This window comes from Humibacter sp. (assembly GCF_051954055.1).
GTDB lineage: Bacteria > Actinomycetota > Actinomycetes > Actinomycetales > Microbacteriaceae > Humibacter.
The window spans coordinates 57,549-82,524 of sequence record NZ_JBQCIE010000035.1; the positions used below are offsets into that span (position 1 = coordinate 57,549).

A 24,976-nucleotide genomic window follows, 5' to 3' on the forward strand; every position below is an offset into this window, starting at 1 on the left:
TTCGTCAGCGCATCGGCGTTCGACGAGGTGAGCGTGATGGAGTGCGCGCCGGTGACCGGTGGACCGTTCGCCCCGCTGGAGTTCAGGTCGAAGCCGGTGAACACGTCGTTGTTCACGAGGTTGAGTCCCACCGAGGCGCCGATTCCGACGGTTCCGGTGCCCTCCTGGTCCGCGTTCGCCGCGGTCTTGCTGCTTCCGGCGAAGGATGCCGTCATGGCCACGTCGCCGTTGCCGGTGATGAGGAGGCCGCCGCCTCCGCCGAGCGCGGCGTGCACCTGAGCGGTCGTGCTCGCGTTCACGAGGTTCATGGCGAACGAGCCGGCGAGCCCGAGGGTTCCGCTGGAACCGGATGCGCCGGAGGTCGCCTCCGCGTCGACCGTGTCCGTGCCGTCCGGAACGGTGTTCATCAGCGCCGACAGCACCGCCTGCGCTGCGGTGACGAGGCTACCCGCGCCGATCGAGGCGTCGTTCGTGATGTTCACCAGGTTGATGGCGACGGCCGCACCGATGGTGAGCGAGGAGCCCGTCGACGCCTTTCCGCTGGCCACCGACTTCGCGTGCGTGGTGTTCGTCGTGGCGAGGGTGACCGTGCCGGTCGACGTGACGTCGCTCCCGCCGGTGATGCGCGCGGTGCTCGAGGAGTCGATGAGGTTGAACGCGATGGCCGCGGCGACGGTGATCTTGCTGCCGCCGTTGTCGCCGGTCGAGGCGGACGGGGTCGTCGTCCTGCTGTGGGTGCCGCCGTTGGTCGTCGAGGCGCCGTCTGCGAAGGATGCCTGCTTGTCACCCTTGTCGTTGACGCTGGTCGAGTCGCCGCTCGGGTCGCTGGCGGACTTCTCGCCCTTCGCTCCCGCCGCGCTCGCCGTCGCCTCGGTGTCGCTGTCGCTCGATCCGTTCGCGTGGAATCCGACATCGCCGCCCGCGGACACCGTGCGTGCCGTCGACGAGTCGGCGTTGTGCTGGGCGAGGGTCATGGCGAACGAGGCGCCGATGGAGAGGTTGCCGCCCTTGGTCGCGCCGGTCGCGATCGTCTTCGCCTTCGCGGTCTGGGTGGCCGTTGCGCCCAGAGCTCCGCTGGTCGTGAGCGGTGCCCCGTCGGCGAGTCCGGCCGATGTGCTGACGTTGTCGACGCTCAGTGCCACGACGGCGGTCAGCACCAGACTGCTGCCGCCCGCGGCACCGCCGGTCGCCTCGGTGTCGCTGTCGCTCGCGCCGTTCGCGCTCAGGGTGAGCGCGTGCACGCCGGAGAGGTCGGCACCGCTGGTCACGCCGGCGTTCGTCGTGTCGTTCACGATGTCGATCGCGACGGATGCGCCGACGCCGACCGAGTTGCCGCTGCCGTCCTGCTTCGAGGTGGCCGACGCGCGGTCCTGCACGTTGGAGCCGCCGGTGAGCGCGAGGTCCGCGTTCACGGTCGGGGTGCCGTGTATCTCGGCGAGCGTCTTCAGCACCACGATGTTCGCGGCGATGGAGCCGGCGACGCTGACCGAGTCTCCCCCGCTGCCTGCTGCACCCGAGACCGCGGTCGCGCCGTACTGCGACTGTCCGGATGTCGCGGGTGCGACGGCCTCGACGGTCACGGTTCCGGCGTTCAGCGTGGCGTTACCGCCGACGTACGCCTGCGCGTCGAAGTCCGCGACATCGACGGCGATGCCGACTCCGACGCTGCCGTTGGTGCCCGAGCCGTCGGCGTTGCCACCGGAGGCGTTCGCCGCGTCGATGTTGACGGCTCCTGCGTGGACACGCTGCGTACCCCCCACAGTCGACACGGTGACCGCGCCGGATGCCGGCTGGATGTACGCGTGCGTGCCGCCGGTGAGCACCACGACGGCGAGCGCTGCCGCGAGTCCCTGGCTGCCGTCGGCCGTCTTCGAGTTGCCGTTCGCCCGGTCAGGTGCGTTCGCGTCCTCGCCGTTCGCGGAGGCTCCTGCCTTGCTCGTGTTCGCGGTGGATGCCGCGCCCGCGTCGCTGTCCGCGGTGACCGCGAGATCCTTCGCCGTGGTGGCGGTCGTCGACGCCGAGTCGATGTAGGAGTCCGTCGCCTGGTGCACGTAGATCACCGCGATGCCCGCGCCGTTCTTCGCCTGGCTGGCATCCGCCGTCGCCGCGACCGCGACGTGGTTGACCGCGGCGAGGGCGACATCGCCGGTCGCGCCGAGGCTCGCGGTGTCGGTGAGCGCCGTCGTCGCCGTGCTGAACACCGTGACCGTGGCGAGGGCGGCATCGACCTGTGCCTTGCCGTCGGCGCCGCTGCCGCTCTGGTCCTTCGAGCTGTCGGAGCCGGGGCTCGCGGTGCCGTGCACGTCCGAGGTCGCGGTGAACGTCATCCCGCCGCCCACAATGCGTGCCGCGCCGCCGATCGTCACGACGGCGGAGTTGTCGAACACCAGATTGTCTGTGTACTTCTCGTTCGCCGTGAAGGTCGGCACGGTGGCGGACGCGGAGAGCGCAACGGCCCCGGTCGTGGTGATCGAGCCGCCGGTGATGGTCACCGTTGCGTGGTCGTGAACGAGGATGCCGTAGAACGAGTCCGGCGTGACGTTCGAGGTCGCGGATGCGTTCAGGCTCGCGGCGTTCACCGTGGCGTTCGTGAACGTGATGCCGGTGTCGGCGCAGTGCGTGGCGAGCGTGCCGTTCGCCAGGCATCCGACCACGTTGGAAACGCCGCCGGTGACCGTCTGCGATGCGGTCAGCGACACCGCCCCTGCGGTGAGGTTCAACGCGTTGTCGAGTGCGATCTTGCGGAACTGCACGTTCAGCGCCGCCGACTGCAGGTCGACGGTGCCGGCGATGTCGAGCGAGTCGTTCCCGGTGCCCGTGATCGTCAGCGACGAGCTCGGGATCGCGAAGTCCGTCTGCTCCATGTTCTGGCAGCTCATGCGCAGGTAGCCGGCGGTCGGCGAGTCGGAGAGCGTGCATGTGTCGTCGTTCGTGCCGAACTGGAACGAGGCATCCGCCGTGGTTCCGGAGTTCGTCATCGGTGCGATGTTCGAGTACACGACGGTCGTGCGGTCGAGGATCATCGTGCCGGAGTGCTTGTCGACCGGAAGCGAGCGCATGCCCGAGGTGGAGCCGGCGAAATTCAGCGTGTTGTAGCCGGCGCCGCCGTTGAAGTTCACGGTGACGGCCGGATCGGACGAGCCACGGTCGACGACGAGCGTGTCATCGTGGCCGCCGACGACGTCGATCTCGGTGATCGCGTTCAGCGTGGTCGATTGTGTGCCTGCGTCCGTGGTGAACGTCACCGTGCCGTCGGCGTGGAATGCGAGCGTGCCGGTCCCGGTCGCCAGCTGAACGACCCAGGCGCTCGGAGCTGCAGGAGCGGATGCCTGCATGGACTCGGTGGAGACGCTCGGTGCGGCCGGCGGCGTGGAGGGCGCGGTCGTCGCGCCGCTGGAGGTCGAATCCGCCGAGGGGGCCGGCGGGGTCGAGGGCGAAGTGGATGAGGCCTGGCCGCCGGATGTTTCCGTCGAGGACGTGTCGGTCGACGGCGCGGATGCGGCGGGCGACGGCGCGGTGGACGGCGATGCCGTCGCGGGCGCCGGGGCCGGAGCGGGAGCAGGCGCCGGGGCGGGCGCAGGTGCCGGAGCGGGCGCAGGCGCAGGTGCCGGAGCCGGAGCCGGAGCCGGCGCCGGAATGAGGCTTCCGTCGACGCCGTAGCTCTCGCCCGCCGCGAGCGTCGGCGTCATCACGGTGCCTGGTGTGTGCGAGAGTCCCAGCACGTGGCCGAGCTCGTGACGCACGACGGTGATGAGGCTCATGTGCGCGGCGGGGTCCGCCGGGAAGCTGACATCCCATCCCCAACCGGATGCCGTCGCGTCGATCACGACGGACCCCGAGTTCTCGCTGCCCAGCCATCCGCCTCCGAGGGTTCCGATGCTCGCGCTGAACCCGGAGAAGTCCGCGTGCGGGTCCACCGAGCTCCACTCGGATTCCGCCTGCGCTACAGCGCTGTCGAGCTGGCCCTGCGTGAGCGCCGTCGTGACCGGCGTCGTCGGTTGGGACGCCGCCATCAGGGGTTCCGGCGTACCGGAGCTACCGGTGTTCGAGCCCGTGTCGCTTGAGCCGGTCGTCCCCGTCGGGCCGGTGGAGCCCGTCGAACCGGTCGAACCGGTGGAACCAGTGGAACCGGTGGAACCAGTCGAGCCGGTAGAACCCGTCGAGCCGGTAGAACCCGTCGACCCCGTGGAACCCGTCGAACCGGTAGAACCCGTCGAACCGGTAGAACCCGTCGACCCGGTAGAATCCGTCGACCCGGTGGAACCTGTCGATCCTGTAGAACCCGTTCCCCCGGTACCCGTCGTTGACGAGGTCCCCGACGTGCATGTCACCGAGTTCCCGTCCGCCGAGCGCACGCAGTTCATCTGCGAACTCGTCGTCGGTGTCGGCTGCTGCGTGGTCGTCTGGGGCGTCGCGGGAGCCGATGGTGACGCCGGCGCGACCACGATCGTCGCTGCCGTCTGAGTCGGTGCCTGAGCCGCGGTAGCCACGTTCTGCGCCGCCTGCGCCTGGGCCTGGGCGACCGCCGCATCGTAGGCGGCCTTTGCGGCGTTGTACGCCTGCAGCGCGGCACTGTATGCGGCGTACTTCTGGTCGAATTCCTGCGCGTTGTAGCTGTAGTGCAGGTTGTCGATGAGGGGCGTCGTCGAAGCCGGAGTCGACGCGGCGAGCGTGGTCACCTGGGACGACTGGTCCGCGATGGCCGGTGAGCCGGTCGACAACGACAGCGTGACGACGGTCACGACGGCGGCGAGAACGGCGACCGCCTCGTGCAACCACGCACGGGCGGGACCGACGCGCGTCAGGCGATCGACGCTCGCGTCACCACTCTGGCTCTCACGCACCGAACCCCCGGCAAAAATACGGGCGGCCCGGGCCCTGATCCGCGCATCACCCGAGAAGGAGGCTTACGCCCGTCCAGCGACGGCGTCAACAGTGCGGGAAGCACTTGGGTGCGAACCTCCCTCCAACTGGGGGCATCGCAGTGCTTGCCTCACCCGCGAGTGTCCCCCGAACAGGCGATGTTGCCAGCCGGCATTGATAGCCTTCGTGCGCCCCCGACTGGAGTTCCCATGAGCACGTCCATGCCCTCGCGTCGCACCCCGTTCCGCCGCCCCACGAAAGACGACGGGCCCCGCGCCACCTTCGGGCAGTTGCTGCCCTACATCTTCGAGCACAAGGCATCCATGACGGTCGTCGTCGTGCTCAGCGTGCTCGGTGCAGCAGCCAGCCTCGCCCAGCCGCTGCTGGTCAGCCAGGTGATCGGCATCGTGCAGGGCGGCAAGGCGCTCGGCGGCCTGGTCTGGGCGCTCGTGGCGCTGGTCGTGATCTCCGGTCTGATCTCGGGTTATCAGCACTATCTGCTGCAGCGCACCGGCGAGAGCGTCGTGCTCTCCTCGCGCAAACGCCTCGTCGCTCGCATGCTCAACCTGCCGATCAGCGAGTTCGACGCGCGACGCACCGGCGACCTCGTCTCCCGGGTCGGCAGCGACACGACGCTGCTGCGCGCCGTGCTGACGCAGGGGCTCGTCGAGGCGATCGGCGGCACGCTCACGTTCATCGGCGCGCTGATCGCGATGCTCGTCATCGATCCCGTGCTGCTCGGGCTCACGGTGCTCGTGATCGCGGTCTCGATCGCCGTGGTGGTGCTGCTCTCCGGCCGCATCCGCATCGCCAGCCGCAAGGCGCAGGAGCGGGTCGGCGACCTGGCGGCGTCCGTCGAGCGGGCCATCAGCTCGGTGCGCACCATCCGTGCTGCAGGCGCTACCGAGCGCGAGATCCAAGGTGTCGAAGAGGATGCCGCAGGCGCGTACCGCATGGGCGTGAAGGTCGCGAAGATCTCCGCACTGGTCGTTCCGGTGGCCGGCATCGCGATGCAGGTGTCGTTCCTCGTGGTCCTCGGCGTCGGCGGATACCGCGTCGCCAGCGGCGCCATCACCGTGGCGAACCTCGTGGCGTTCATCCTGTTCCTGTTCATGATGATCCTGCCGCTCGGGCAGGCGTTCGGCGCGTTCACGTCGGTGAACTCGGCGCTCGGCGCGCTGGGACGCATCCAGGAGATCGTCGACCTGCCGAGCGAGGACGCGAACGATCTGCCGGTCGACCAGCGTGCCGTGATGGTGGGTCCGGCGAACGCCGCCGTGAATCCGGATGCCCCTGCCATTGCGTTCGACGACGTGCGGTTCGCGTACCCCGACGCGGTCGTCGCCGCGCGGGCATCCCGGGACGAGGAAGACGCGGACACGATCGACGACTCCGCGGCGGGAGCGGCGGTGGAGGCGTTCGAGGGCAAGGACGTCGTCGCGGAGGCCGAAGCCGTTGCGGGCGGCGTCTCGGTGACCGGGCTGACGGCATCCGATTCCAGCGTGGTCGAGGAAGGCGTGCTGCACGGTGTGAGCTTCGCGGCTCCGCGCGGCAAGCGCACCGCGCTCGTCGGCCCCTCAGGGGCGGGAAAGAGCACGATCCTGGCGCTGATCGAGCGGTTCTACGACCCGACGAGCGGCGTGATCTCGATGGGCGGCCTGGATGTGCGCACCGTCGACCGCGCAGAGCTGCGCGCGCAGATCGGCTACGTGGAGCAGGACGCCCCGGTGCTGGCCGGTTCGATCCGCGACAACCTCACGCTCGCCACGCCGAACGCGACGGACGCCCAGTGCGTCGACGTGCTGCACGCCGTGAACCTCACGGAGGTGCTGGAGCGCAGCCCGCTCGGCCTCGACGCACCGGTCGGCGAGGACGGCGTGATGCTCTCCGGTGGTGAGCGCCAGCGACTCGCGATCGGGCGCGTGCTGTTGGCCGCGCCGCCCATCCTGCTGCTCGACGAGTCCACCTCGAGCCTCGACGGGCGCAACGAACAGCTCATGCGCGAGGCGATCGACGCCGTGGCCGAGAATCGCACGCTGATCGTGATCGCGCACCGGCTCTCGACCGTGGTCGACTCCGATCAGATCGTAGTGCTCGAGAAGGGCCGCGTCGTGGGCGTCGGCACCCACTCGGAGCTGGTGGAGACGACGCCGCTCTACCGGGAGCTCGCGAAGCACCAGCTGCTGGTGTGAGCGGTCGGCGCCGCGGCGGCCAGCGCCAGTCGTGGTCGGCCGAGAAGCGGTGCTCACGCGACGACCATGCGGGAGCGGTGGGACTCGCTGCTGCCCGAGGGCACGGTCAAGCCGGGCACGATGACGTCGTTCGACCATTATGCGCTGGGCGCGGTCTCGGACCGGACATACCGCGTGGTTGGCGGGCTCGCCCGCGCCGATCATGGTCGCTCCACGGGACCGCCGAACGGTGGCGATCCGGTCCGAGCACTAGCAGAATGCTGGTACGTGCGCGCCAGGCTGGCGCAGGGCCGAGGGGTTGAATATCCTTTCGTAAGCGAATGTGCATCCAGCAGACATTCGCCGATCCGAACGGGAGCCCTCGTGTCAGTGCCTCACTACGGTCGAGCCGCCGACGGGCAGGTCAGACTCATGACCAAGGTAGCCCGCATGTATCACGAGCGCGGCATTCGGCAGGCGGACATCGCCACCTCGCTCAACATCTCGCAGGCGAAGGTTTCACGGCTGCTTAAGCGCGCCGAGACCGTCGGAATCATCCGCACGACCGTGACGGTGGCGCCCGGCGTGCACGCCGAGCTGGAGGAACGGCTGGAGCAGCGATTCGGCATCGCCGAGGCGGTCGTCGTCGACGTGGATCCCGACGCGGACGAGCACGAGACGATCGGCGCACTGGGCGCCGGCGCCGCCGCCTACCTGGAGGCCACGCTGAGCGGGAACGACCGCATCGGCGTCTCCTCGTGGAGCCAGACGCTGCTCGCGATGACCGAGCACATGCGCCCGTTCACCACGGGTGGGGCGACAGAGGTCGTCCAGCTGCTCGGCGGCGTCGGGTCGCCCGAGGTGCAGAGCCACTCGCACCGGCTGCTCGGCGACCTCGCACGCATCCTCGGCGCCGACCCGGTGTACGTGCAGGCTCCGGGTGTTGTCGCCAGCTCCGCGATCCGCGACAGCCTCCTCGGCGACCCCTCGATGCAGGAGGTCGCCCGCCACTGGCGCGACCTGACGATGGCGGTGATGGGCATCGGCAGCATCGAGCCATCGGACATCCTCGCCGTGAGCGGCAACGCTTTCGCCACCTCCGACCGCGAGCGGCTCATCGCCGACGGGGCCGTCGGCGACATCTGTCACCGCATCTTCCGGGCCGACGGCACCGCGATCACAGGCGCTGTTGACGACCGCATCATCGCGATCCCGGTCGAGGATCTTCGCCGCATCCCGCGACGCATCGGCATCGCGGGCGGAAAGCGCAAGCGGGAGGCGATCCGCGGGGCGGTCTCCGGCGGCTGGGTCAACGCATTGGTCACCGACCTGCAAACGGCGGAGGAACTGGCGGGACCGGCCGAGGCGAACTGAACCGCAGCCGCCACGACGCGGGTTCGAGCGGGACGCGGTACTGCTCGGGCAACGCAGGCCCGCACGACGCCGATCCCAGCCCCTGTTGCGCGTGGTCGAGGTTCAGCCAGACACATCCAGAATCGACGAGGTCGGCAGGATGCTCCGCCTCGGCGAGCGCCAGGCTCGACCATCGACGTGCCGTGAACGCGAACGCAGGGTCGCCCGTGACACGAAGGGGCGCGCATCCGTCGCCGGTGAGTTCCAGCACGCGGGTGTCCAGATGGTTGCCGTTCTCCTGCGGGTACGGATAGGGCGTCTGCAGCTCGTCGATCTCGGCCACGTAGCGTCCGACCGCCGCAGAGGCGCAAGAGTCGACATACGATTCGTTCGGTCCTCGACCGAACCAGGCCGCCGATCGGTACTCCCCCGGCAGCCGGAACAGCAGACCAAGCCGCGGGGGAACGACCTCGTGATGCCCATACGGAGTGTCCGACCACGGCCCGTCGAACGCGACGTCGACGACTAGCTCGACGGCGTCGTCCTCCACCAGCCAGGCGAACCGGTACCGCAGTCCGAACGGTTGCGACGCAGGCGCGACGCGCCCCGTGACGGTAAGCCCGTTGCCCTCGCGCGTCACGGACTGGGTGGTGGCGATGAGGTCGTCGAGTCCGGTTCGGTGCCAGACGGTCGCCAGGTCGTTCCGGCCGCCCTGCCCGCGATCGTTCTCGGTCGGCGCCCGCCGAAGATCGAGGTCCGGTCCGTCGAGCTCGATCGAACCGAAGCGCAGCATCCGGCCGCTCGCGGCGTCGAACAGCGCGTCACCGACGCGAAGAGGTTCGCCCGGTAGCGGCGCCGCTCGCTCGCGCTCGTTCACGGTCCAGGCGTTCACCGGAGGGGCCTCGCGCACAGCAGGGCGAGCATCCAGTCGTCCCTGGCCCCAGGCGACAATGTGTCCGGCAGGTGCCCACAAGGCGTCGTGCGCGAGTCGTGCTTCGACGGTCAGCCACCACTCTCCGGCGTCGATTCCTGGCCGGCAGGGCAGCTGGGCGGTGAGCGACTCGCCGGGCCGCAGAGGCGGCACGGCCAGGGCGCCGGAGCCCGAGGGCTCGCCGTCCCGTTCGAGCCGCCAGACGAACTCGAGCTGATCGGTGCGCACCGCGTCGAACCCGTTGCGGATCCGGACGACGTCGCTCACCGAGATGGTGATCGGCTCGTACGCCTTCTTGACCTCCGCCAGCGCCGGCGAGGGCGTTCGGTCGGCGAACAGCAGACCGTCGAGGCAGTATCTCCCGCCGTTCGGCGTCGCCGCGACGTCGCCGCCGTGCATGACGAACTCCCGGCCATGCTCGTCGAGCGCGCGGAAGCCGTGATCGATCCACTCCCAGATGAAGCCGCCGCAGAACCGATCGGACGACGAGAGGATGCCAGCGTAGTCGACGAGCGAGCCGGGCCCGTTGCCCATGGCGTGCGCGTATTCGCAGAGCAGGAACGGGAGCCCGCGACGTCTGCGGTCGTCGTCGTCCGCGACTCCTTCGAACGGCTCCTCCTCGCGCCGGCCGATCGCCTCGAGGTCGTCGAGAGACGGATACATCACGGAGTGGAAGTCCGAGTTGTGGTAGGTGCGGTCCCGCTCGTAGTGAATCGGACGAGACGGATCGCGATCGCGGATCCACCCCTCGACGGCATCGAAGTTCTCTCCGCCCTCGCTCTCGTTGCCGAGCGACCAGATCACGACGCTCGGCCGATTCTTGTCGCGTTCGACCATGCGTCGGGTGCGGTCGAGGAAGACATCCTTCCACCGCTCGTCCGCCGGCGGATTCCCCTCCCACTCGGTGTAGATGAAGCCGTGCGTCTCGATGTCGCATTCCTCGACGACCCAGAGCCCGTACTCGTCGCACAGCCTGAGGAACTCGGGATGCGGCGGGTAGTGCGACGTGCGCACCGCGTTGATGTTGTGCCGCTTCATCAGCTGGATGTCGCGCACCATCGTGGCTGTGTCGAGCGTGCGACCCGTCTCCCAGTCGTGCTCGTGCCGGTTGACGCCGCGGAAGAACACACGGTGCCCGTTGACGGTGAGCACGCCGTCGACGATCGCGACGGTGCGGAACCCGATGGCCAGCTCGACCGTCTCGGTGGGAGACCGCAGGGTGCCTCGATAGAGACGAGGATGCTCGGCACTCCACGGCTCGGCGGCCACTGTCGCCGACTCACCCGCCGGCATCCGGATGCCCAGCTCCGGCACCTCGACGATCGCCTCGGTCGTGGCGTCGACCCGCAGCGTGCCCATGCCGGTCTCGTGGTCGAAGCCGGCGTGCACTGTGTGGTCGTCGATCGAGGCGACGGTCCGCTCGATGAGTTCGACGTCGCGGAAGATGCCCGGCAGCCACCACATGTCCTGGTCTTCCAGATAGCTTCCCGCCGACCACCTGTGCACCCGCACCGCGAGCACGTTCTTCCCTGGCCTCACCGGCGCGTCGAACTCGAACGGGAGGCGGCTGCCTGTCGACCAGCCCAGCTCCTCGCCGTTCAGCCACACCTTGGCGCACGAGTCCACGCCCTGGAATCGGAGCACCGCGTTCGCCCAGCCATCCGGAACCGTGAAGCAGAGCCGGTAGTCGCCTGTCGGGTTCGCGTCGGGCACGCGCGGAGGGTCGATCGGGATCGGGTAGGCGGTGTTCGTGTAGCGCGGGCCGTCCGCGGTGCCGAGAAGCGAGCGGGGTGACGTCTCGCCGGGTGGAGTGACGCTCTGCAACACCCAGTGCGAGGGAACGGCGACGCGGTCCCACGTCGAGTCGTCGAAGGCGTCGAGCATGAACTCCTCGCCGGTACCGGCGGCGGTCGGCGACAGCCGGAACGCCCAGGTGCCGTTCAGAGACAGCACGCGGGCGTCGGTCACGGCATCCGCACGCGGTTCCCGTCTACCGGCGCCAGGGCGAACGATTCCCAGTAGTGGCTCATCCCTCGGCGGCGAGGCGGTCGCGGAGTCGCTGGATGCCCGGCTCGAGACTCGTCAGCACCGGCACGTCCACCTCGACGGCATCCGCCGCGCTGGCCATCGAGGCCTGCGCGAGCACGACGACGTCCGTGTTCGGGGCGACGCGTTCGATCGCCGCGGCGACGAGCCGGTCGTGCGTGCCCCGGTCACCGCCGGATACCGCCGCGAAGGCGCCGTCGATGACCTCGCTGGTGATGTCGCGTTCGACTCCGGCCAGCGCAGCTCGCTCCTGGAGGAGCGCCACGGTCGGCGCACACGTCGTCGGAAGCGTCGCGAGAACCGCGATCCTCTCCCCCGACTGCACCGCCTGGTCGGCCATCGCCTCGTCGATGCGCAGCACCGGGATGCCGACGCGCTCGGCAGCGGTCGCCGCCAGCCCGGAGATCGACGAGCAGGTGAGCATCACGACGTCGGCTCCGGCACTCTGAGCCGCCTGCACGAGATCGGCCACGCGGTCGGGCACCGAGGCCGCCCGCTCGGCGTCGCCCAGATCGGCAACGATGCGGTCGTCGAGATAGTTGATCGTTGTGGCGTCGGGAAGCAGCTTGCCCGCAAGCTCCATCACGGGCGGAATGACGACCGCGCCGGTGTGCAGGAAGGCGACTCTCGTCACTGTGCTCATCCCTTCAGTGAGCCGGCGGCGAGGCCGGCCATGATCTTCTTGTTGAGGAAGACGAAGACGACCATCATCACGATGATGTTGATGCTGACCGCCGCGAACAGCGGCCCGTACTGCGTCGATCCGTACTGGTCGTTCAAGCTGAGCAGACCCACCTGAATCGTCGCAAGAGAGGGATCGGTGGTGAACGTCAGCGCAATGAGAAGGTCGTTCCAGACGCTGAAGAACTCCACCAGCGCCACGGTCAGGATCGCGTTGCGCATGAGCGGGAAGCCGATCAGGAAGAACGACTTGAGCGGCCCGCAGCCGTCGACTGTCGCGGCCTCGAACATCTCGCGCGGCACCGATCGGAAGTATGCCGCCATCAGGAAGGTGGTCAGCGGGAGCCCCATCACCGTGTAGGTGATGATCATCGGCAGGAGAGTGCCGGTGATCCCGATCTTGAAGTAGATGACGAACAGCGGCACGAGGATCATCTGCCCGGGAACCATGATGCCGCCGAGGATCAGCAGCAGGGTGGACTTCTGCCCGCGCCAGATCATCACCTCAAGCGCGTACCCCGCGGCCACGCCGAGCGCGATCATGAGCGCCACCGACGGGATCGTCACCAGGATGCTGTTGCGGTAGTTGACCGCGACGTTCCCTCTGGTGAACGCCTCGACATAGTTGCTGAGGTCCCAGTGCTGCGGAAGGCTCCAGGTCGAGTTGGAGAGGAACTCCGTCTGTGACTTGAACGAGCCCATCAAGACCCAGAACTGCGGGTATAGCACGACGATGAGGAGGACCGTGACCACGATCCACACCGGGATGCGGCGCAGGATGCGCCTGACCCGTCGCGAGGCGGAGCTTCGTACGACGCGGGAATCGGTCATGCTCGAGGCGACGAGCTGCTGTGTGGATGTCATCTCAGCTGTCCGCCTTCCTGCTGGAGGAACGGAAGATGGCGAGGGTGAACACCAGGCAGAGCAGGGTGAGCACCAGCGCGATCGTGCTCCCGTATCCGTAGTCGGAGTAGTCGAAGGCCGTGCGATACATGTACAGGGTGAGCGGTGACGTCGAGGTGCCGGGACCGCCGTTGTTCAGCGCGAGCAGGCTGTCGAACACCTTGAGCGTCGAGTTCAGGCTGAAGATCACCGACGACAACAGGATCGGCATCGAGAGCGGGAGCACGATGTGCCGAACCAGCCGCGCGCCGCTCGCCCCGTCGAGGCGCGCGGATTCGATGATCTCGTCGGGGATGTCGAGCAAGCCGGTGTACAGGAGCACGGCGTAGAAGCCCATCGAGCTCCACAGCGTCATCGCGAGCGCGACGCCCATCGTTCCGATCGTCGACGCGAGGAACTCGACGCTCCTGCCGCCGAAGAAGTTGATGATGTCATTGACGGGGCCTTGGTTGTTGCCGACCGACACGAAGTTGCGGAAGAGCAGGGCGACAGCCACGGTCGGCAGCACCATCGGGAAGAACACCGCGGTGCGGATGAATGCCGATCCCTTGCGGAGCACGAAGACGTACAGCAGCGCGAGCAGGTAGCCGAGCACGATCTGCCCGACGGTGGCGAGAACGGCGAAGACAATGCTGACGATGAGCGACTGGATCGCGGCCGGATCCCCCACGAACTTCACGAAGTTGGCGAACCCGATGAACGTGAAGCCGCTCAGGGTGTTCCCGGTGAAGAACGAAAGCCCGAGCGACCAGCACACCGGCACGAGCTTGAGGAGAACGTAGACCGCCAGTGTCGGCCCGAGCAGGATGAGGATCGTCTTGCGATCGCCGAACACGCGTTTCATCGATTTCCCTTGATCGCCGCATGCGGCCCGGGCTGTGGGAACGGCCCGGGCCGCGCGCGAAGCGGTCGTATTACTTGTTGGCCTGGATGCTCGCCTGGAGCTGGGACATGTAGGTCTGCGCCGACATCTGGCCGGTGGTCAGCAGCGAGACGTTCGACTGGGCGAGGGCGGTGGACTTGGCATCCATCAGCGCCTCGAACCAGAGCACGGTCTGCTTGATGTCCGCGACCTTCTGCTGAACCATCTTGGTCGACGCGTCGATGTTCTTCACCGGCGTGTTGATCTTGAAGCCCGAGACGACCCCGGAGTCGGCCAGCGCCTGCGATCCGTAGTTCTGTGCAATGCACTTGAGCCACGCGCCGACCTTGGGTCCGTACGACTTCGGCGACATGGCCATCGCGGCGCCCGCGTTCGCCGGCCACTGATCGATGCTTCCGCTGCCGCCCGAGACGGCCGGGAACGACATCAGGCCGATGTGTTCTGCACCGATCACGTCTTGCGACTTGTCGTTGATGTTGCTCAGCACCCACGAGCCGTCATACATCATGGCGGCCTTGCCGGTCAGGAAGTTGTTCGTCGCTTGAGCCGCGTTCGTGGAGATGAAGCCGGTGCCGAAGTAGCCCTCTTTCGCCATGTCCTGGATCGCCTGGGCTGCCTTCACGTACTTCGCGTCCGTGAGCTTGGCCTTGCCGCTCTGGATGTCCTTCATCGCGTCGGGACCCAGGCTGCGGAAGATGTACATGCCGATGAGCCGAGTGATCGGCCAGGCGTCGGCGCCGTCCGTCGCGAACGGGGTGTAGCCGGCGTCCTTGATCTTCGCCGCGTCGGACATGAGCCGGTCGAACGTCGTCGGCTCCGAGATGCCGAGCTTGTCGAAGATCTGCTTGTTGTACCAGATGCCCTCGATGTTGTACTGGTACGGCAGCGAGACCATCTGTCCGTAGACGGACTTCACGGTGGATGCCGCGGCTGGCAGCACGTCGTCCCAGACGCCGAGCTTCTTCAGCGCGGTCTCGTAGTTCAGGACGAGGCCGTTCTTGCCGAGGTCGCCGTCCGGTCGCACCATCGCCGTTCCGGCGATGAAGTGCGCAGGCAGAGCGTTCTGGCTGGCGAGCAGCGTCACCTTCTGCACGACATCGGCCTGCGCAACGGTCTGGTCGGAGAGCGGCAACGCCTTGTTCTCGGCCTGACACTTGCCCGACGCGAGGTTCTGCAGCTCCTTGGACAATGTCGGGTTCTCGTTCGCCGTCAGCACCGTGAACTTGGCCGGGTCCTTGCCCGTGGCACCCCCGCCGGAGGTCGAACCGGCGCTCGGGCCGCCGCCCGAGCAAGCGGCGAGTGAGACCACCACGGCGAGGGCGATACCGGCCGCCACGGCGGTGCGGCGGTGTCGTCGATTGATCATGACGTCCTCCTTGACGAGGTGAATCGGGCATGCGGGTCTGATGAGAGCGAGATTAGGCATCGCCAGGCGTTCGTGTCAATACTCAGGCTTGAAATTCTATTCACTTCACAGCGAAATCGCGCTACGATGCACATCCATGCAGCCTCGTGAGCTTCTTCCCGTGGCTCGATTCGACCAGCGCTGATGCACGGGAGACCTCCATGCCGACCAGTACCCTCAGCAAGCCGCCTCTGCGGCCCCTGCACGCCCACGATGCGAGTTGGACCACCGGGTTCTGGCACGACGTTCAGCGGCGAACGTTCGACACGAGCATCCCCGCCATGTGGCGCTCGCTCAGCGACCCGGCGGTGAGCCCCGGGGTGCAGAACTTCCGTATCGCCGCCGGCGAGATCGAGGGCGAGCACCAGGGCCCGCCGTTCATGGACGGCGATTTCTACAAGTGGCTCGAGGCGGCGATCACCCAACTCGAGGTGGAGGACGATCCCGAGCTCGCGCAGCTCGTCGACGACGTCGCGCGACTCATCGCATCCGTGCAACGCGAAGACGGATACCTGCATACACCGACGCTCATCGCCGCCCTGAATCGTGAGGAGTCCCTCGAGCTCGCCGACCGCTTCCAGTTCGAGACCTACAACCTCGGCCACCTCATCACCGCCGGCGTGCGGCACCACCGTGCCACCGGATCCGCAACTCTCCTCACCGTCGCGCGCAGGGCGGCAGCGTTCCTCGAGCACCTGGCGACGGACAAGCCGCTCGAGCTCGCCCGCAGCGCGATCTGTCCCTCCCACTACATGGCCGTGATCGACCTGTATCGCGAGACGGGCGACGAACGATACCTTCGCCTGGCGGAGGCGTTCGTGCGCGTGCGCGACGACTTCGACGAAGGCGGCGACGACAACCAGGACCGCCTGCCGGTGCGCGAGCAGCGCACGGTCGCCGGGCACGCCGTTCGCGCCAACTACCTGTATGCCGGTGTCGCCGATCTCGCCATCGAGACGGGCGACGACGAGCTCGTCGGGGTGCTTCAGACGCTCTGGAACGACGTCGTCGACTCGAAGCTGTACGTGACGGGCGGCTGCGGCGCCCTGTACGACGGCGCGTCACCGGATGCCTCACCCTGGCAATCCGAGATCAGCCGAGTGCACCAGGCGTACGGCCGTGCCTATCAGTTGCCCAACACGACGGCGCACAACGAGTCGTGCGCCAACATCGGCATGATCCTATGGAGCGAGCGGATGCTGTCGATCACCGGCGACGCGCGCTACGCCGACGTGATCGAGCTGGTCGCGTACAACAGCCTGCTCGCCGGCGTCGGGCTCTCGGGAACCGACTACTTCTACACGAACCCGCTCCGACAGGTTCGAGACCTGCCGTATCCTCTGCGCCGCCCCGGCGACACCGCGCTGCACCCGACACCGGCCCCGCCGCCCTCCGACGCGCGACTTCGACAGGAGTACCTCAGCTGCTTCTGCTGCCCGCCCAATACGGCCAGAACACTGGCACGGCTGCACGAACTGGCCGGGTCCGTGTCGGAGAGTGGCGCGTACGTGCACCTGTACGGCGGCGCCGAGCTGCGCTTCGCTCACGGCTCTCGAGTGCTCGCCGTCACCGAGACGAGCGACTATCCGTGGGACGAAGGAGTGACCTTCACCGTCACCGAGGTCGCTGACGGCGGCATGCCCTTCCACGTGCGCATTCCGGGCTGGGCCCGCTCCGCCCGGGTCAGTGTCAACGGGGAGGCCATCTCCGACCCGGCTCCTGGGCAATATGCCGTCATCGACCGGGAATGGCAGGTGGGCGACACGATCGAGGTGCTCCTGCCGATGCCCGTGCGCATCCTGCGGGCCAACCGGCTCGCCGAAGAGATCACGAACCAGGTGGCCGTGCAGCGCGGTCCCGTCGTGTACTGCCTGGAGAGCAGCGACGTCGATGCGGGCATCCCGCTGGAGCGGCTCGCGCTGCGTCGCCATGCCCGACTCGAAGCCATCGATGGCGAGGTCCAAGGGCATCGACTGCGCGTCATACCCCTCGAACTCGAAGTGCTGCCGGAGGGCGGCGACGACCTGTACGAAGACATCAGCGAGGCAGAGCTGGCCAGGACGAGGTCTCGGTTGATCCCGTACTTCGCCTGGGGCAATCGTGGCCCCTCGGAGATGTCGGTGTGGCTTCCGGTGGTGTGGTGAGATGACGAACGAACGCTTTGTGACGGCGACGTACATCGTCGAGACCTGCCTTCCTCTGCAGCGCGCGGTGGATGTCCTGGCCGGCGAACAGTCGACCGGCACCTTCGTGCGCGTCGGCCGGGAAACGGCAGAGCTGCGAGCCGAATTCGCCGCAACGGCCGTCGAGGTCACCGAGTTGCCGCTCACCGGATCCTCTGCGTTGCCCGGCACGGTCGGCGACCCGGCCCATCGCCGAAGGGCTCGTGTCGTCGTGCGTTTTCCGCTCGACAACTTCGGCCCGTCCATCCCGAACCTGCTCGCCGCCGTGGCCGGGAACCTCTTCGAGATCAAGGAACTCGCGGCGATCAAGCTGATCGACCTCGACCTGCCCCAGGAATTCGCCGAGCGATACCGGGGGCCGCAGTTCGGCGTCGAGGGAACAAGACGCCTGGTCAGCAGACCCCGCGGCGCGATGCTCGGCACGATCATCAAGCCGAGCATCGGGCTCTCCCCCGAGGAACTCGCTGAGGTGGTCGGCGAGCTGGCCGGCGCCGGCATCGACTTCATCAAAGACGACGAGCTGCAGGGCAACGGACGGAAGGCGCCGCTGGCGGAACGGGTCAAGGCCGTGATGCCCGTGCTCGAACGGCACGCCGATCGCACGGGCGTGAAGCCGATGTACGCCTTCAACATCACCGACGACATCGATCGGCTTGAGGCGAACCATGATCTCGTGGTCGCCGCGGGCGGCACCTGCGTGATGGCGTGCGTCAACATGATCGGGCTCGCGGGGCTCGAGCACCTGCGGCGTCGATCGCAGGTGCCGATCCACGGGCATCGGGCCATGTTCGGCGCCTTCTCGCGCTCCGATCAGCTTGGGATAGGGTTTCGGGCGTGGCAGAAGCTGGTGCGGCTGTGCGGAGCAGACCACCTGCACACCAACGGCATCAGCAACAAGTTCTACGAGACGGATGACCAGGTGCTCGACTCGATCGCGGCGGTGCGGGCTCCATTGCTCGGGCTCAGATCGATGGTCCCCGTTCTCTCGTCGGGACAGTGGGGCGGCCTCGCGCACGCCACGTTCCGGGAGGTGGGCACCACCGACCTGCTCGTGCTCGCCGGTGGGGGCATCCACGGGCACCCGGACGGGGTCGCGGCGGGCGTCGCCAGCATGCGGGACGCCTGGGAGTCGGCTGCTCGTGGAGACGACGTGACGAGCGCACTCGAGCGGTCGACACCGCTGCGGCGGGCGACGGAGACGTTCGGGCCGGTGCGTGTCTGACGATCTGATCGCGTTCTACGGCGACGACTTCACCGGAAGCGTCGACGCGCTGCTCCAGTTCTCCCGTCGCGGGTTGAGCGGACGGCTCTTCGTTGGCCTGCCCTCTGCCGACGCGCTGGCGGAAGCCGCTGCCGGCTGCGATGTGATGGGTGTCGCCGGCATCGCACGATCGCTGCCGACCGAGCTGCTGGCGGACGAGCTCACCGCCGTCTTCGAGGCGTTCGTCGCGGTCGGTGCACGCGTCATCCAGTACAAGGCGTGCTCGACCGCGGACTCGTCGCCGACGATCGGGAGCCTCGGCCGGGTGATCGAGCTGGGCAGGATGCTCGTGGCATCGCGAGCGGTTCCCGTGCTTCTCGCGCAACCCGACTTCGGCCGGTACACGGTGTTCGGGCACCACTTCGCCGCAGAGAGCGGAACGGTCTACCGCCTGGACCGGCAGCCGACGATGTCGAGGCATCCGTCGACTCCGATGCACGAGTCGGATCTGGCGCTGCACCTTTCGGCGCAGACCACGCTGCCGATCGACCATATTCCGTTCACGGAGTACGGCGCCGGACCGGCACTGGGCGACCGCTTGGCCGCTTCCGATGCCGGCGCGGTGGTGCTCGATGCGTTCAGCGATGACCAGCTGCGGCCGATCGGCGAGACGATACTGGCGCTGCCCCGGCCGGTCTTCGCCGTAGGGTCAGGCGGCCTCAGCCGCGCACTGGCCGAAGCTCTCGTTCCCGTTCGCGACGCCGGTGACGCACCGGCGACCGAACCGCTCTCCCGCCCGGGTCCCACGCTCGCGGTCTCCGGAAGCAGATCGGCCCAGACGGCACGTCAGCTCCAGGCCGCGCGGGATGCCGGCTGGCAGGTCATCGCCCTCCCGCTCGGCCACGCCGACGCGATCGCGCGAACCGCTGAGCGGGCCGTTGCCGCGCTGAACGCGGGAGACAGCCTCGCGATCACGTCGCACGACAGCGAAGCACCCACCGAGGATGCTCTCGGCTCGATCGCGGAGAGCGCCGCCACGATCGTCGCCGCGGCCACCTCCGCCGGGGCGACGCGTCGCGTGATCGTCTGCGGTGGCGACACGTCGAGCCGGGTGACGCGACTGCTCGGCATCCAATCGCTGTCGATCGCAGCGAACCCGTGGGGGAACGTCATGCTCCTGCGCGGTCACGCTCCTGGCTCGGCGATCGACGGAGTGGAGCTGCTGCTCAAGGGCGGCCAGGTAGGCACCGACGACCTGTTCGAACGGGTGCGGCGACTCGGCGGCGCCACCGCACCGGCCATCGAGTAGACGGCATCGGGTAGACGATGGATTCGGCAATGCACGACACGAGCGTGGAGGTTCACGTGCCGCTCACCGGCGAACTGCAGGATGCGACCGAGGCCAGCGGACTGCTGACGAGCCTTCGGGCGGTCTCCGCGCACGTCGGCGCGACGGTCACCGATCGACTCACCGCCGCACACGATGCGTCCCACTACCGGCTCGTGCCGCAGGCCGTTGCTCTCGCGGGCGATGCGATTCAGGTGGCGGGCATCCTGGCGGCCTGCAGCGCGCGCGAGGTTCCCGTGACCTTCCGCTCGGGCGGCACCAGTCTGTCGGGACAGGCCGGCGGCGAGGGTGTCGTCATCGACACCCGGCAGCGATTCCGCAGCATCGAGGTGCTCGACGGCGGGGAGCGGGTGCGCACACAGCCCGGCGCGACCGTGCGCGCCGTCAATACCCGGCTCGCTCGGCATGGCCGCCGGCTGGGCCCTGACCCGGCGAGCGAGATCGCGTGCACGATCGGCGGCGTCGTCGCGAACAACTCCAGCGGGATGTCATGCGGCATCCACGCGAACACGTACCGCACGCTGCAGAGCGCCGTGCTCGTGCTGCCCAGCGGCACCATCATCGACACGTCGTCACCGGACGCAGCCGAGCTGCTGCATACGAAGGAGCCCGGCATCGAGCAGGGGCTGCTCGCGCTGCGCGAGCGGGTGCGCGGCAATCCGGAGTCCGTGGCGACGCTGCGCAGGCTGCACTCCATCAAGAACACGATGGGCTACGGGCTCAACTCGTTCCTGGATCACGACGAGCCGGTGCGCATCCTCGAGCACCTCGTCGTCGGCTCCGAGGGCACGCTCGCGTTCGTCGCCGAGGCGACGTTCCGCACGCTCCCGGTGCTGCCGCACGCCGCGACCGGGCTGCTCGTGTTCCCCTCGCTCGCCGAGGCGACCGCCTCGCTGCCCGCCCTGGTCGACGCTGGGTTCGCGACGATTGAGCTGCTCGACGCGGCCTCGCTCCGCGTCGCGCAGCAGGATCCGGAGGCACCCGACGACCTGCGCGACCTCGCTGTCGCGGAACACGCCGCGCTGCTCGTCGAATTCCAGGAGCAGACGGCGGATGAGTTGGATGCCCGCATCGCGCAGTCACGCGACCTGCTGGCCGGTCTGCCCCTGGACCGACCGGGCGAGCTCACGACGGATGCCCGTGCGCGCGCCGACCTGTGGCACATCCGCAAGGGCCTCTACACCGCTGTCGCGGGAGCCCGCCCGTCAGGCACCACCGCGCTGCTCGAGGACATCGCCGTGCCCGTCGACCGCCTGAACGAGACCTGCACGCGCCTCATCGCGCTGTTCGACGAGCACGGCTACGAGGGATCCGTCATCTTCGGGCACGCGAAGGACGGCAACATCCACTTCCTCGTCAACGAGCGCTTCGACGGGCCTGCCGCCATCGAGCGCTACCGTGCGTTCACCGAGCAGATGGTCGATCTGGTGCTCTCTGAGGGCGGAACGCTGAAGGCGGAGCACGGCACCGGGCGCATCATGGCGCCGTTCGTGCGGCGGCAGTACGGCGACGAGTTGTGCGAGGTGATGTGGGAGCTGAAGCGGCTCATCGACCCGGGCATGATGCTCAATCCCGGGGTTCTGCTGACCGACGACGCGGAGGGCTACCTGAAGCATCTGAAGGTCGCACCGACCGTGGAGGCAGAGGTCGACCGATGCGTGGAGTGCGGGTACTGCGAACCCGTCTGCCCGAGCAAAGACATCACGCTGACACCCCGCGAACGCATCGTCATGCGCCGTGAGCTGCAGCGCGCACGGGATGCCGGCGACGCCGAGCTCGTCGGCACGATCGAACGCGAGTACCGGTACGAGGGCGTGCAGACTTGCGCGGTCGACGGCATGTGCCACACCGCGTGTCCCGTGCTGATCAACACGGGCGACCTCGTGCGCCACCTGCGCGCCGAGGCGAACGGTCGCGTCGAGCAGGCCATGTGGTCGACCACGGCGAAGCACTGGGGTGCGACATCGCGTGCGGGCGGCGCAGCCCTGTCGGTAGCGAAGGCGATGCCCGCCGGGCTGCCCGAACTGGCGACCCGCGCCGCCCGCGGTGTGCTGGGCACCGACACCGTGCCGCAGTACTCCGCCGAGCTTCCCGGCGGGGGCAGCCAGCGTCGGCCCATTAGCGCTGACCAGCCGGTGGCCGTCTACTTCCCCAGCTGCACGAACACGATGTTCGGGCCGGTCGGCGGCGACGGCGTCTCCGAGTCGTTCCTGCGGCTCTGCGAGCGCGCCGGCGTCCAGGTGGCGACGCCCGAAGGCATCCCATCGCTGTGCTGCGGAACGCCGTGGAAGTCCAAGGGCCTCACCGACGGCTACGCGGCGATGTCGGACCTGGTGGTCGCGGCGTTGCTGAAGGCGACGGATGCCGGCAGGCTACCGGTCGTGTGCGACGCCTCCTCGTGCAGCGAGGGTCTCGACGTCATGCTCTCAGCGGCGGCGGCCACGGGCATCCGGGTGGTGGATGCCGTTGAGTTCGTCGCCGAACACGTGCTGCCGCAGCTACCGGCCGGGCAGAAGATCGACTCCCTCACGCTGCATCCGACGTGCTCGTCCACCCGCATCGGTGCGAACGCGGCGCTCGTGCGCGTCGCCGAGGCGGCCGCGGAGCGGGTGACCGTGCCGGAGGACTGGGGATGCTGCGCCTTCGCCGGCGACCGCGGCATGCTGCATCCCGAGCTCACCGCGAGCGCCACCGCCGCCGAGGCGGCCGAGGTCGCTCGCATCTCCAGCACCGAGCACGCGTCATTGAACCGCACCTGCGAACTGGGGATGACCCGAGCGACGGGCCACGAGTACCGCCACGTGCTGCAGGTGCTCGACGACTCCCTCGCAGGGACCTAGTGCCGTAGGCGGTAGCGCAGCGACTCGAGTTCGGCCGTCATCGCCGGCGGCACGCGTCCGCCGAACCGGGCGAAGAAGTGCTCCGTGAGGTCGCACTCGGCCAGCCAGGCGTCCGGGTCGATCTCGAACAGCCGATCGAGGGCATCCGGTGCCAGGTCCAGTCCGTCCACGTCGAGCGATGCCCGTGCCGGGACGCGTCCCACCGCGGTGTCCACCGCGCCGGCCGTGCCCTCGAGGCGCCCGACGATCCACGCGACAACCCGCATGTTCTCGGCGAATCCCGGCCACAGGAACGACCCGTCCGGCGCCTTGCGGAACCAGTTCACCTGGAACACGGCGGGTGCCGCCGCGTCAAGCTTCTCGCCGATGCTCAGCCAGTGCGCCCAGTGGTCGGCCATGTTGTATCCGCAGAACGGCAGCATCGCGAACGGGTCGCGGCGCAGCTCGCCCACGGTGCCCTCAGCCGCTGCGGTGCGCTCGGAGGCGATCGTCGCCCCGAGGAACACGCCGTGCTTCCAGTCCCGCGCCTGCAGCACGAGCGGAACGTTGGACGCCCGGCGACCGCCGAAGACGATCGCGTCGATCGGTACGCCGTCCGGGTCCTCCCAGTCGTCGGCGATGGTCGGGCACTGCTCGGCGGCGACGCAGAACCGGGAGTTCGGATGCGCCGCAGGACGCCCGGATTCCGGCGTCCAGTCCTCGCCGCGCCAGTCGATGAGGTGCGCCGGCGGCTCGTCGGTCAGGCCCTCCCACCACACGTCGCCGTCGTCGCGCAGCGCGACGTTCGTGAAGATCGTGTTGCCCCACATGGTCTCCACCGCCGACCGGTTGGTGGACTCCCCCGTTCCCGGTGCGACGCCGAAGAAGCCGCGCTCCGGGTTGATCGCACGGAGCCGGCCGTCGGCATCCGGCTTGAGCCAGGCGATGTCGTCGCCGATGGTCTCGACCTTCCAGCCCGGCAGCTGCGACCGAAGCATCGCGAGGTTCGTCTTGCCGCACGCCGACGGGAACGCCGCGGCGATGTGGTGCGTGCGACCGGCGGGCGAGGTCACCTTGATGATGAGCATGTGCTCGGCGAGCCAGCCCTCCTCGCGCGCCAGCTGCGAGGCGATGCGCAGCGCGAAGCACTTCTTGCCGAGCAGAGCGTTGCCGCCGTATCCCGAGCCGTACGACCACACCTCGCGGTCCTGCGGGAAGTGCACGATGTACTTCGTGTCGTCGCACGGCCACGGGACATCCGCACGACGGATGCCCGTGGCATCCACGAGCGGGTATCCCACGCTGTGCACCGTGCGCACCCACGGCTGCCCCGCCTCGATGAGGTCGAGGGCCTTGCGCCCCATGCGGGTCATGATGCCCATCGACACCACGACGTACGGGGAGTCGGTGATCTCGACGCCGAGCTGGGAGATCGAGCCGCCGAGCGGACCCATCGAGAACGGCACGACGTACATCGTGCGGCCGCGCATGCTGCCCTCGAAGACGCCTGCCAGTTCTTCGCGCATCACGGCGGGCTCGCGCCAGTTGTTCGTCGGCCCTGCGTCGTGCTCGTGCTCCGAGCAGATGAAGGTGCGCGCCTCCACCCTCGCCACGTCGCCGGGGTCGGTGCGGGCCAGGTAGCTGCCCGGCCGCCACTCCGGGTTCAGCCTGATGAGCTGGCCGCTCTCCACCTGCAGGCGGAACAGCCGGTCGGCCTCGGCGCGCGATCCGTCGCACCAGACGATCTCGTCGGGCTGCGTCAGCGCCGCGATCTCGGCGACCCACGCGGCGAGCGCGGGGTCGGTCGTTCCGGCGGAGCCGGCAGCCGATGCCCCGGCAGCGGTGCCGACGCCCGTCGAAGGCGAAGCCGGGCGGATGTCGGTGCCCTCGCCATCCGCCCGGCTGGTCTGTGTTGTCTTGGTGAGACTCGGCGCGAAAGCGTACGTGTTCCGCGGTTTCGTCGAGTTCTGCGTCGTCGCGCCTTGCGCCTTCGAGTTCTGCCCCGTCTTCGGCCGCTGGATGATCGTCATGCCCGCTCGTCCTCGTCTCAGCTCATGTCGTCGAAGCACGCTGTCGGCGCGCTGCGTTGCGCTGTGCTCCAGGCCTTGTTCGGCCCTTGTTCTTCACTCTCACGCCACATCGACCGCTCCAGAACCATCTTCGACGCTAAAGAATCGCGATTCTTTTGC

Annotated in this window: 15 protein-coding genes and 1 pseudogene (1 of these 16 running past the window's edge); 8 read left to right on the top strand and 8 right to left on the bottom strand. The window is 68.6% G+C overall.

Annotation, left to right across the window (positions count from 1 at the left end):
• On the bottom strand, positions 1 to 4,013 hold the beginning of the coding sequence (locus ACTHNC_RS04845; RefSeq protein ID WP_440293467.1) for a matrixin family metalloprotease. 24,916 nt of this gene lie to the left of the window's left edge; the window shows 4,013 of its 28,929 coding nt (coding positions 1-4,013); the start codon lies at positions 4,011 to 4,013; its stop codon lies off the left edge, out of view.
• A gap of 22 nt (positions 4,014 to 4,035) precedes the next feature.
• A complete protein-coding gene (locus tag ACTHNC_RS04850) occupies positions 4,036 to 4,326 on the bottom strand; it encodes a hypothetical protein (protein ID WP_440293468.1) in 291 nt (96 codons plus the stop codon).
• On the opposite strand from ACTHNC_RS04850, the gene ACTHNC_RS04855 reads away from it, so the two are divergent.
• The 4 genes and pseudogenes from ACTHNC_RS04855 (at position 4,321) to ACTHNC_RS04870 (ending at position 8,408) form a co-directional block, all read left to right on the top strand.
• Positions 4,321 to 4,464, top strand: coding sequence for a hypothetical protein (locus tag ACTHNC_RS04855; protein WP_440293469.1), 144 nt, complete (start codon positions 4,321 to 4,323; stop codon positions 4,462 to 4,464). The genes ACTHNC_RS04850 and ACTHNC_RS04855 overlap by 6 nt on opposite strands.
• A gap of 608 nt (positions 4,465 to 5,072) precedes the next feature.
• Positions 5,073 to 7,055, top strand: a complete 1,983-nt coding sequence (locus ACTHNC_RS04860; RefSeq protein ID WP_440293470.1) for an ABC transporter ATP-binding protein — start codon at positions 5,073 to 5,075, stop codon at positions 7,053 to 7,055.
• Positions 7,056 to 7,121: 66 nt separating this feature from the next.
• A pseudogene (locus tag ACTHNC_RS04865) lies at positions 7,122 to 7,220 on the top strand (hypothetical protein); the annotation flags it as partial.
• 246 nt (positions 7,221 to 7,466) lie between these two features.
• Positions 7,467 to 8,408: a sugar-binding transcriptional regulator gene (locus ACTHNC_RS04870; protein WP_440293514.1), complete on the top strand. Its 942-nt coding sequence runs from the start codon at positions 7,467 to 7,469 to the stop codon at positions 8,406 to 8,408.
• Here the strand turns inward: ACTHNC_RS04870 and ACTHNC_RS04875 are convergent.
• The 5 genes from ACTHNC_RS04875 to ACTHNC_RS04895 all read right to left on the bottom strand — a co-directional run bounded on the left by ACTHNC_RS04875 (position 8,356) and on the right by ACTHNC_RS04895 (position 15,197).
• Positions 8,356 to 11,286 (bottom strand): glycoside hydrolase family 2 TIM barrel-domain containing protein, encoded by a 2,931-nt coding sequence (locus ACTHNC_RS04875; protein WP_440293471.1) that lies wholly within the window; start codon positions 11,284 to 11,286, stop codon positions 8,356 to 8,358. The genes ACTHNC_RS04870 and ACTHNC_RS04875 overlap by 53 nt on opposite strands.
• A 58-nt stretch (positions 11,287 to 11,344) precedes the next feature.
• Positions 11,345 to 12,007: an aspartate/glutamate racemase family protein gene (locus ACTHNC_RS04880; RefSeq protein ID WP_440293472.1), complete on the bottom strand. Its 663-nt coding sequence runs from the start codon at positions 12,005 to 12,007 to the stop codon at positions 11,345 to 11,347.
• On the bottom strand, positions 12,004 to 12,909 hold the full coding sequence (locus ACTHNC_RS04885) for a carbohydrate ABC transporter permease (RefSeq protein ID WP_440293473.1): 906 nt from the start codon (positions 12,907 to 12,909) through the stop codon (positions 12,004 to 12,006). The genes ACTHNC_RS04880 and ACTHNC_RS04885 overlap by 4 nt, the downstream gene beginning before the upstream one ends.
• 1 nt (position 12,910) lies before the next feature.
• On the bottom strand, positions 12,911 to 13,792 hold the full coding sequence (locus tag ACTHNC_RS04890) for a carbohydrate ABC transporter permease (protein WP_440293474.1): 882 nt from the start codon (positions 13,790 to 13,792) through the stop codon (positions 12,911 to 12,913).
• Between the two features lie 70 nt (positions 13,793 to 13,862).
• Positions 13,863 to 15,197, bottom strand: a complete 1,335-nt coding sequence (locus ACTHNC_RS04895) for an ABC transporter substrate-binding protein (protein ID WP_440293475.1) — start codon at positions 15,195 to 15,197, stop codon at positions 13,863 to 13,865.
• A 200-nt stretch (positions 15,198 to 15,397) separates the two neighbouring features.
• Here ACTHNC_RS04895 and ACTHNC_RS04900 point away from each other — a divergent pair, with 200 nt between their 5' ends.
• The 4 genes from ACTHNC_RS04900 to ACTHNC_RS04915 are packed head-to-tail and all read left to right on the top strand — an operon-like array spanning position 15,398 to position 22,808.
• On the top strand, positions 15,398 to 17,380 hold the full coding sequence (locus ACTHNC_RS04900; RefSeq protein ID WP_440293476.1) for a glycoside hydrolase family 127 protein: 1,983 nt from the start codon (positions 15,398 to 15,400) through the stop codon (positions 17,378 to 17,380).
• A 1-nt stretch (position 17,381) separates the two neighbouring features.
• Positions 17,382 to 18,641: a RuBisCO large subunit C-terminal-like domain-containing protein gene (locus ACTHNC_RS04905; RefSeq protein ID WP_440293477.1), complete on the top strand. Its 1,260-nt coding sequence runs from the start codon at positions 17,382 to 17,384 to the stop codon at positions 18,639 to 18,641.
• Positions 18,634 to 19,929 (top strand): four-carbon acid sugar kinase family protein, encoded by a 1,296-nt coding sequence (locus ACTHNC_RS04910; RefSeq protein ID WP_440293478.1) that lies wholly within the window; start codon positions 18,634 to 18,636, stop codon positions 19,927 to 19,929. The genes ACTHNC_RS04905 and ACTHNC_RS04910 overlap by 8 nt, the downstream gene beginning before the upstream one ends.
• Positions 19,930 to 19,958: 29 nt before the next feature.
• Positions 19,959 to 22,808, top strand: coding sequence for an FAD-binding and (Fe-S)-binding domain-containing protein (locus tag ACTHNC_RS04915; protein ID WP_440293479.1), 2,850 nt, complete (start codon positions 19,959 to 19,961; stop codon positions 22,806 to 22,808).
• On the opposite strand, the gene ACTHNC_RS04920 is transcribed toward ACTHNC_RS04915, so the two are convergent.
• Complete coding sequence (locus ACTHNC_RS04920; RefSeq protein ID WP_440293480.1) at positions 22,805 to 24,817, bottom strand: phosphoenolpyruvate carboxykinase (GTP); 2,013 nt, start codon at positions 24,815 to 24,817, stop codon at positions 22,805 to 22,807. The genes ACTHNC_RS04915 and ACTHNC_RS04920 overlap by 4 nt on opposite strands.
• Positions 24,818 to 24,976: the final 159 nt, after the last annotated feature.

What these genes read in the sequence shown, in the direction of transcription:
- ACTHNC_RS04850 (WP_440293468.1), bottom strand. Translation starts at nt 4,326, where the DNA reads ATGCACGTCGGGGACCTCGTCAACGACGGGTACCGGGGGAACGGGTTC.
- ACTHNC_RS04860 (WP_440293470.1), top strand. Translation starts at nt 5,073, where the DNA reads ATGAGCACGTCCATGCCCTCGCGTCGCACCCCGTTCCGCCGCCCCACG.
- ACTHNC_RS04870 (WP_440293514.1), top strand. Translation starts at nt 7,467, where the DNA reads ATGACCAAGGTAGCCCGCATGTATCACGAGCGCGGCATTCGGCAGGCG.
- ACTHNC_RS04880 (WP_440293472.1), bottom strand. Translation starts at nt 12,007, where the DNA reads ATGAGCACAGTGACGAGAGTCGCCTTCCTGCACACCGGCGCGGTCGTC.
- ACTHNC_RS04885 (WP_440293473.1), bottom strand. Translation starts at nt 12,909, where the DNA reads ATGACATCCACACAGCAGCTCGTCGCCTCGAGCATGACCGATTCCCGC.
- ACTHNC_RS04890 (WP_440293474.1), bottom strand. Translation starts at nt 13,792, where the DNA reads ATGAAACGCGTGTTCGGCGATCGCAAGACGATCCTCATCCTGCTCGGG.
- ACTHNC_RS04895 (WP_440293475.1), bottom strand. Translation starts at nt 15,197, where the DNA reads ATGATCAATCGACGACACCGCCGCACCGCCGTGGCGGCCGGTATCGCC.
- ACTHNC_RS04900 (WP_440293476.1), top strand. Translation starts at nt 15,398, where the DNA reads ATGCCGACCAGTACCCTCAGCAAGCCGCCTCTGCGGCCCCTGCACGCC.
- ACTHNC_RS04905 (WP_440293477.1), top strand. Translation starts at nt 17,382, where the DNA reads ATGACGAACGAACGCTTTGTGACGGCGACGTACATCGTCGAGACCTGC.
- ACTHNC_RS04915 (WP_440293479.1), top strand. Translation starts at nt 19,959, where the DNA reads ATGCACGACACGAGCGTGGAGGTTCACGTGCCGCTCACCGGCGAACTG.
- ACTHNC_RS04920 (WP_440293480.1), bottom strand. Translation starts at nt 24,817, where the DNA reads ATGACGATCATCCAGCGGCCGAAGACGGGGCAGAACTCGAAGGCGCAA.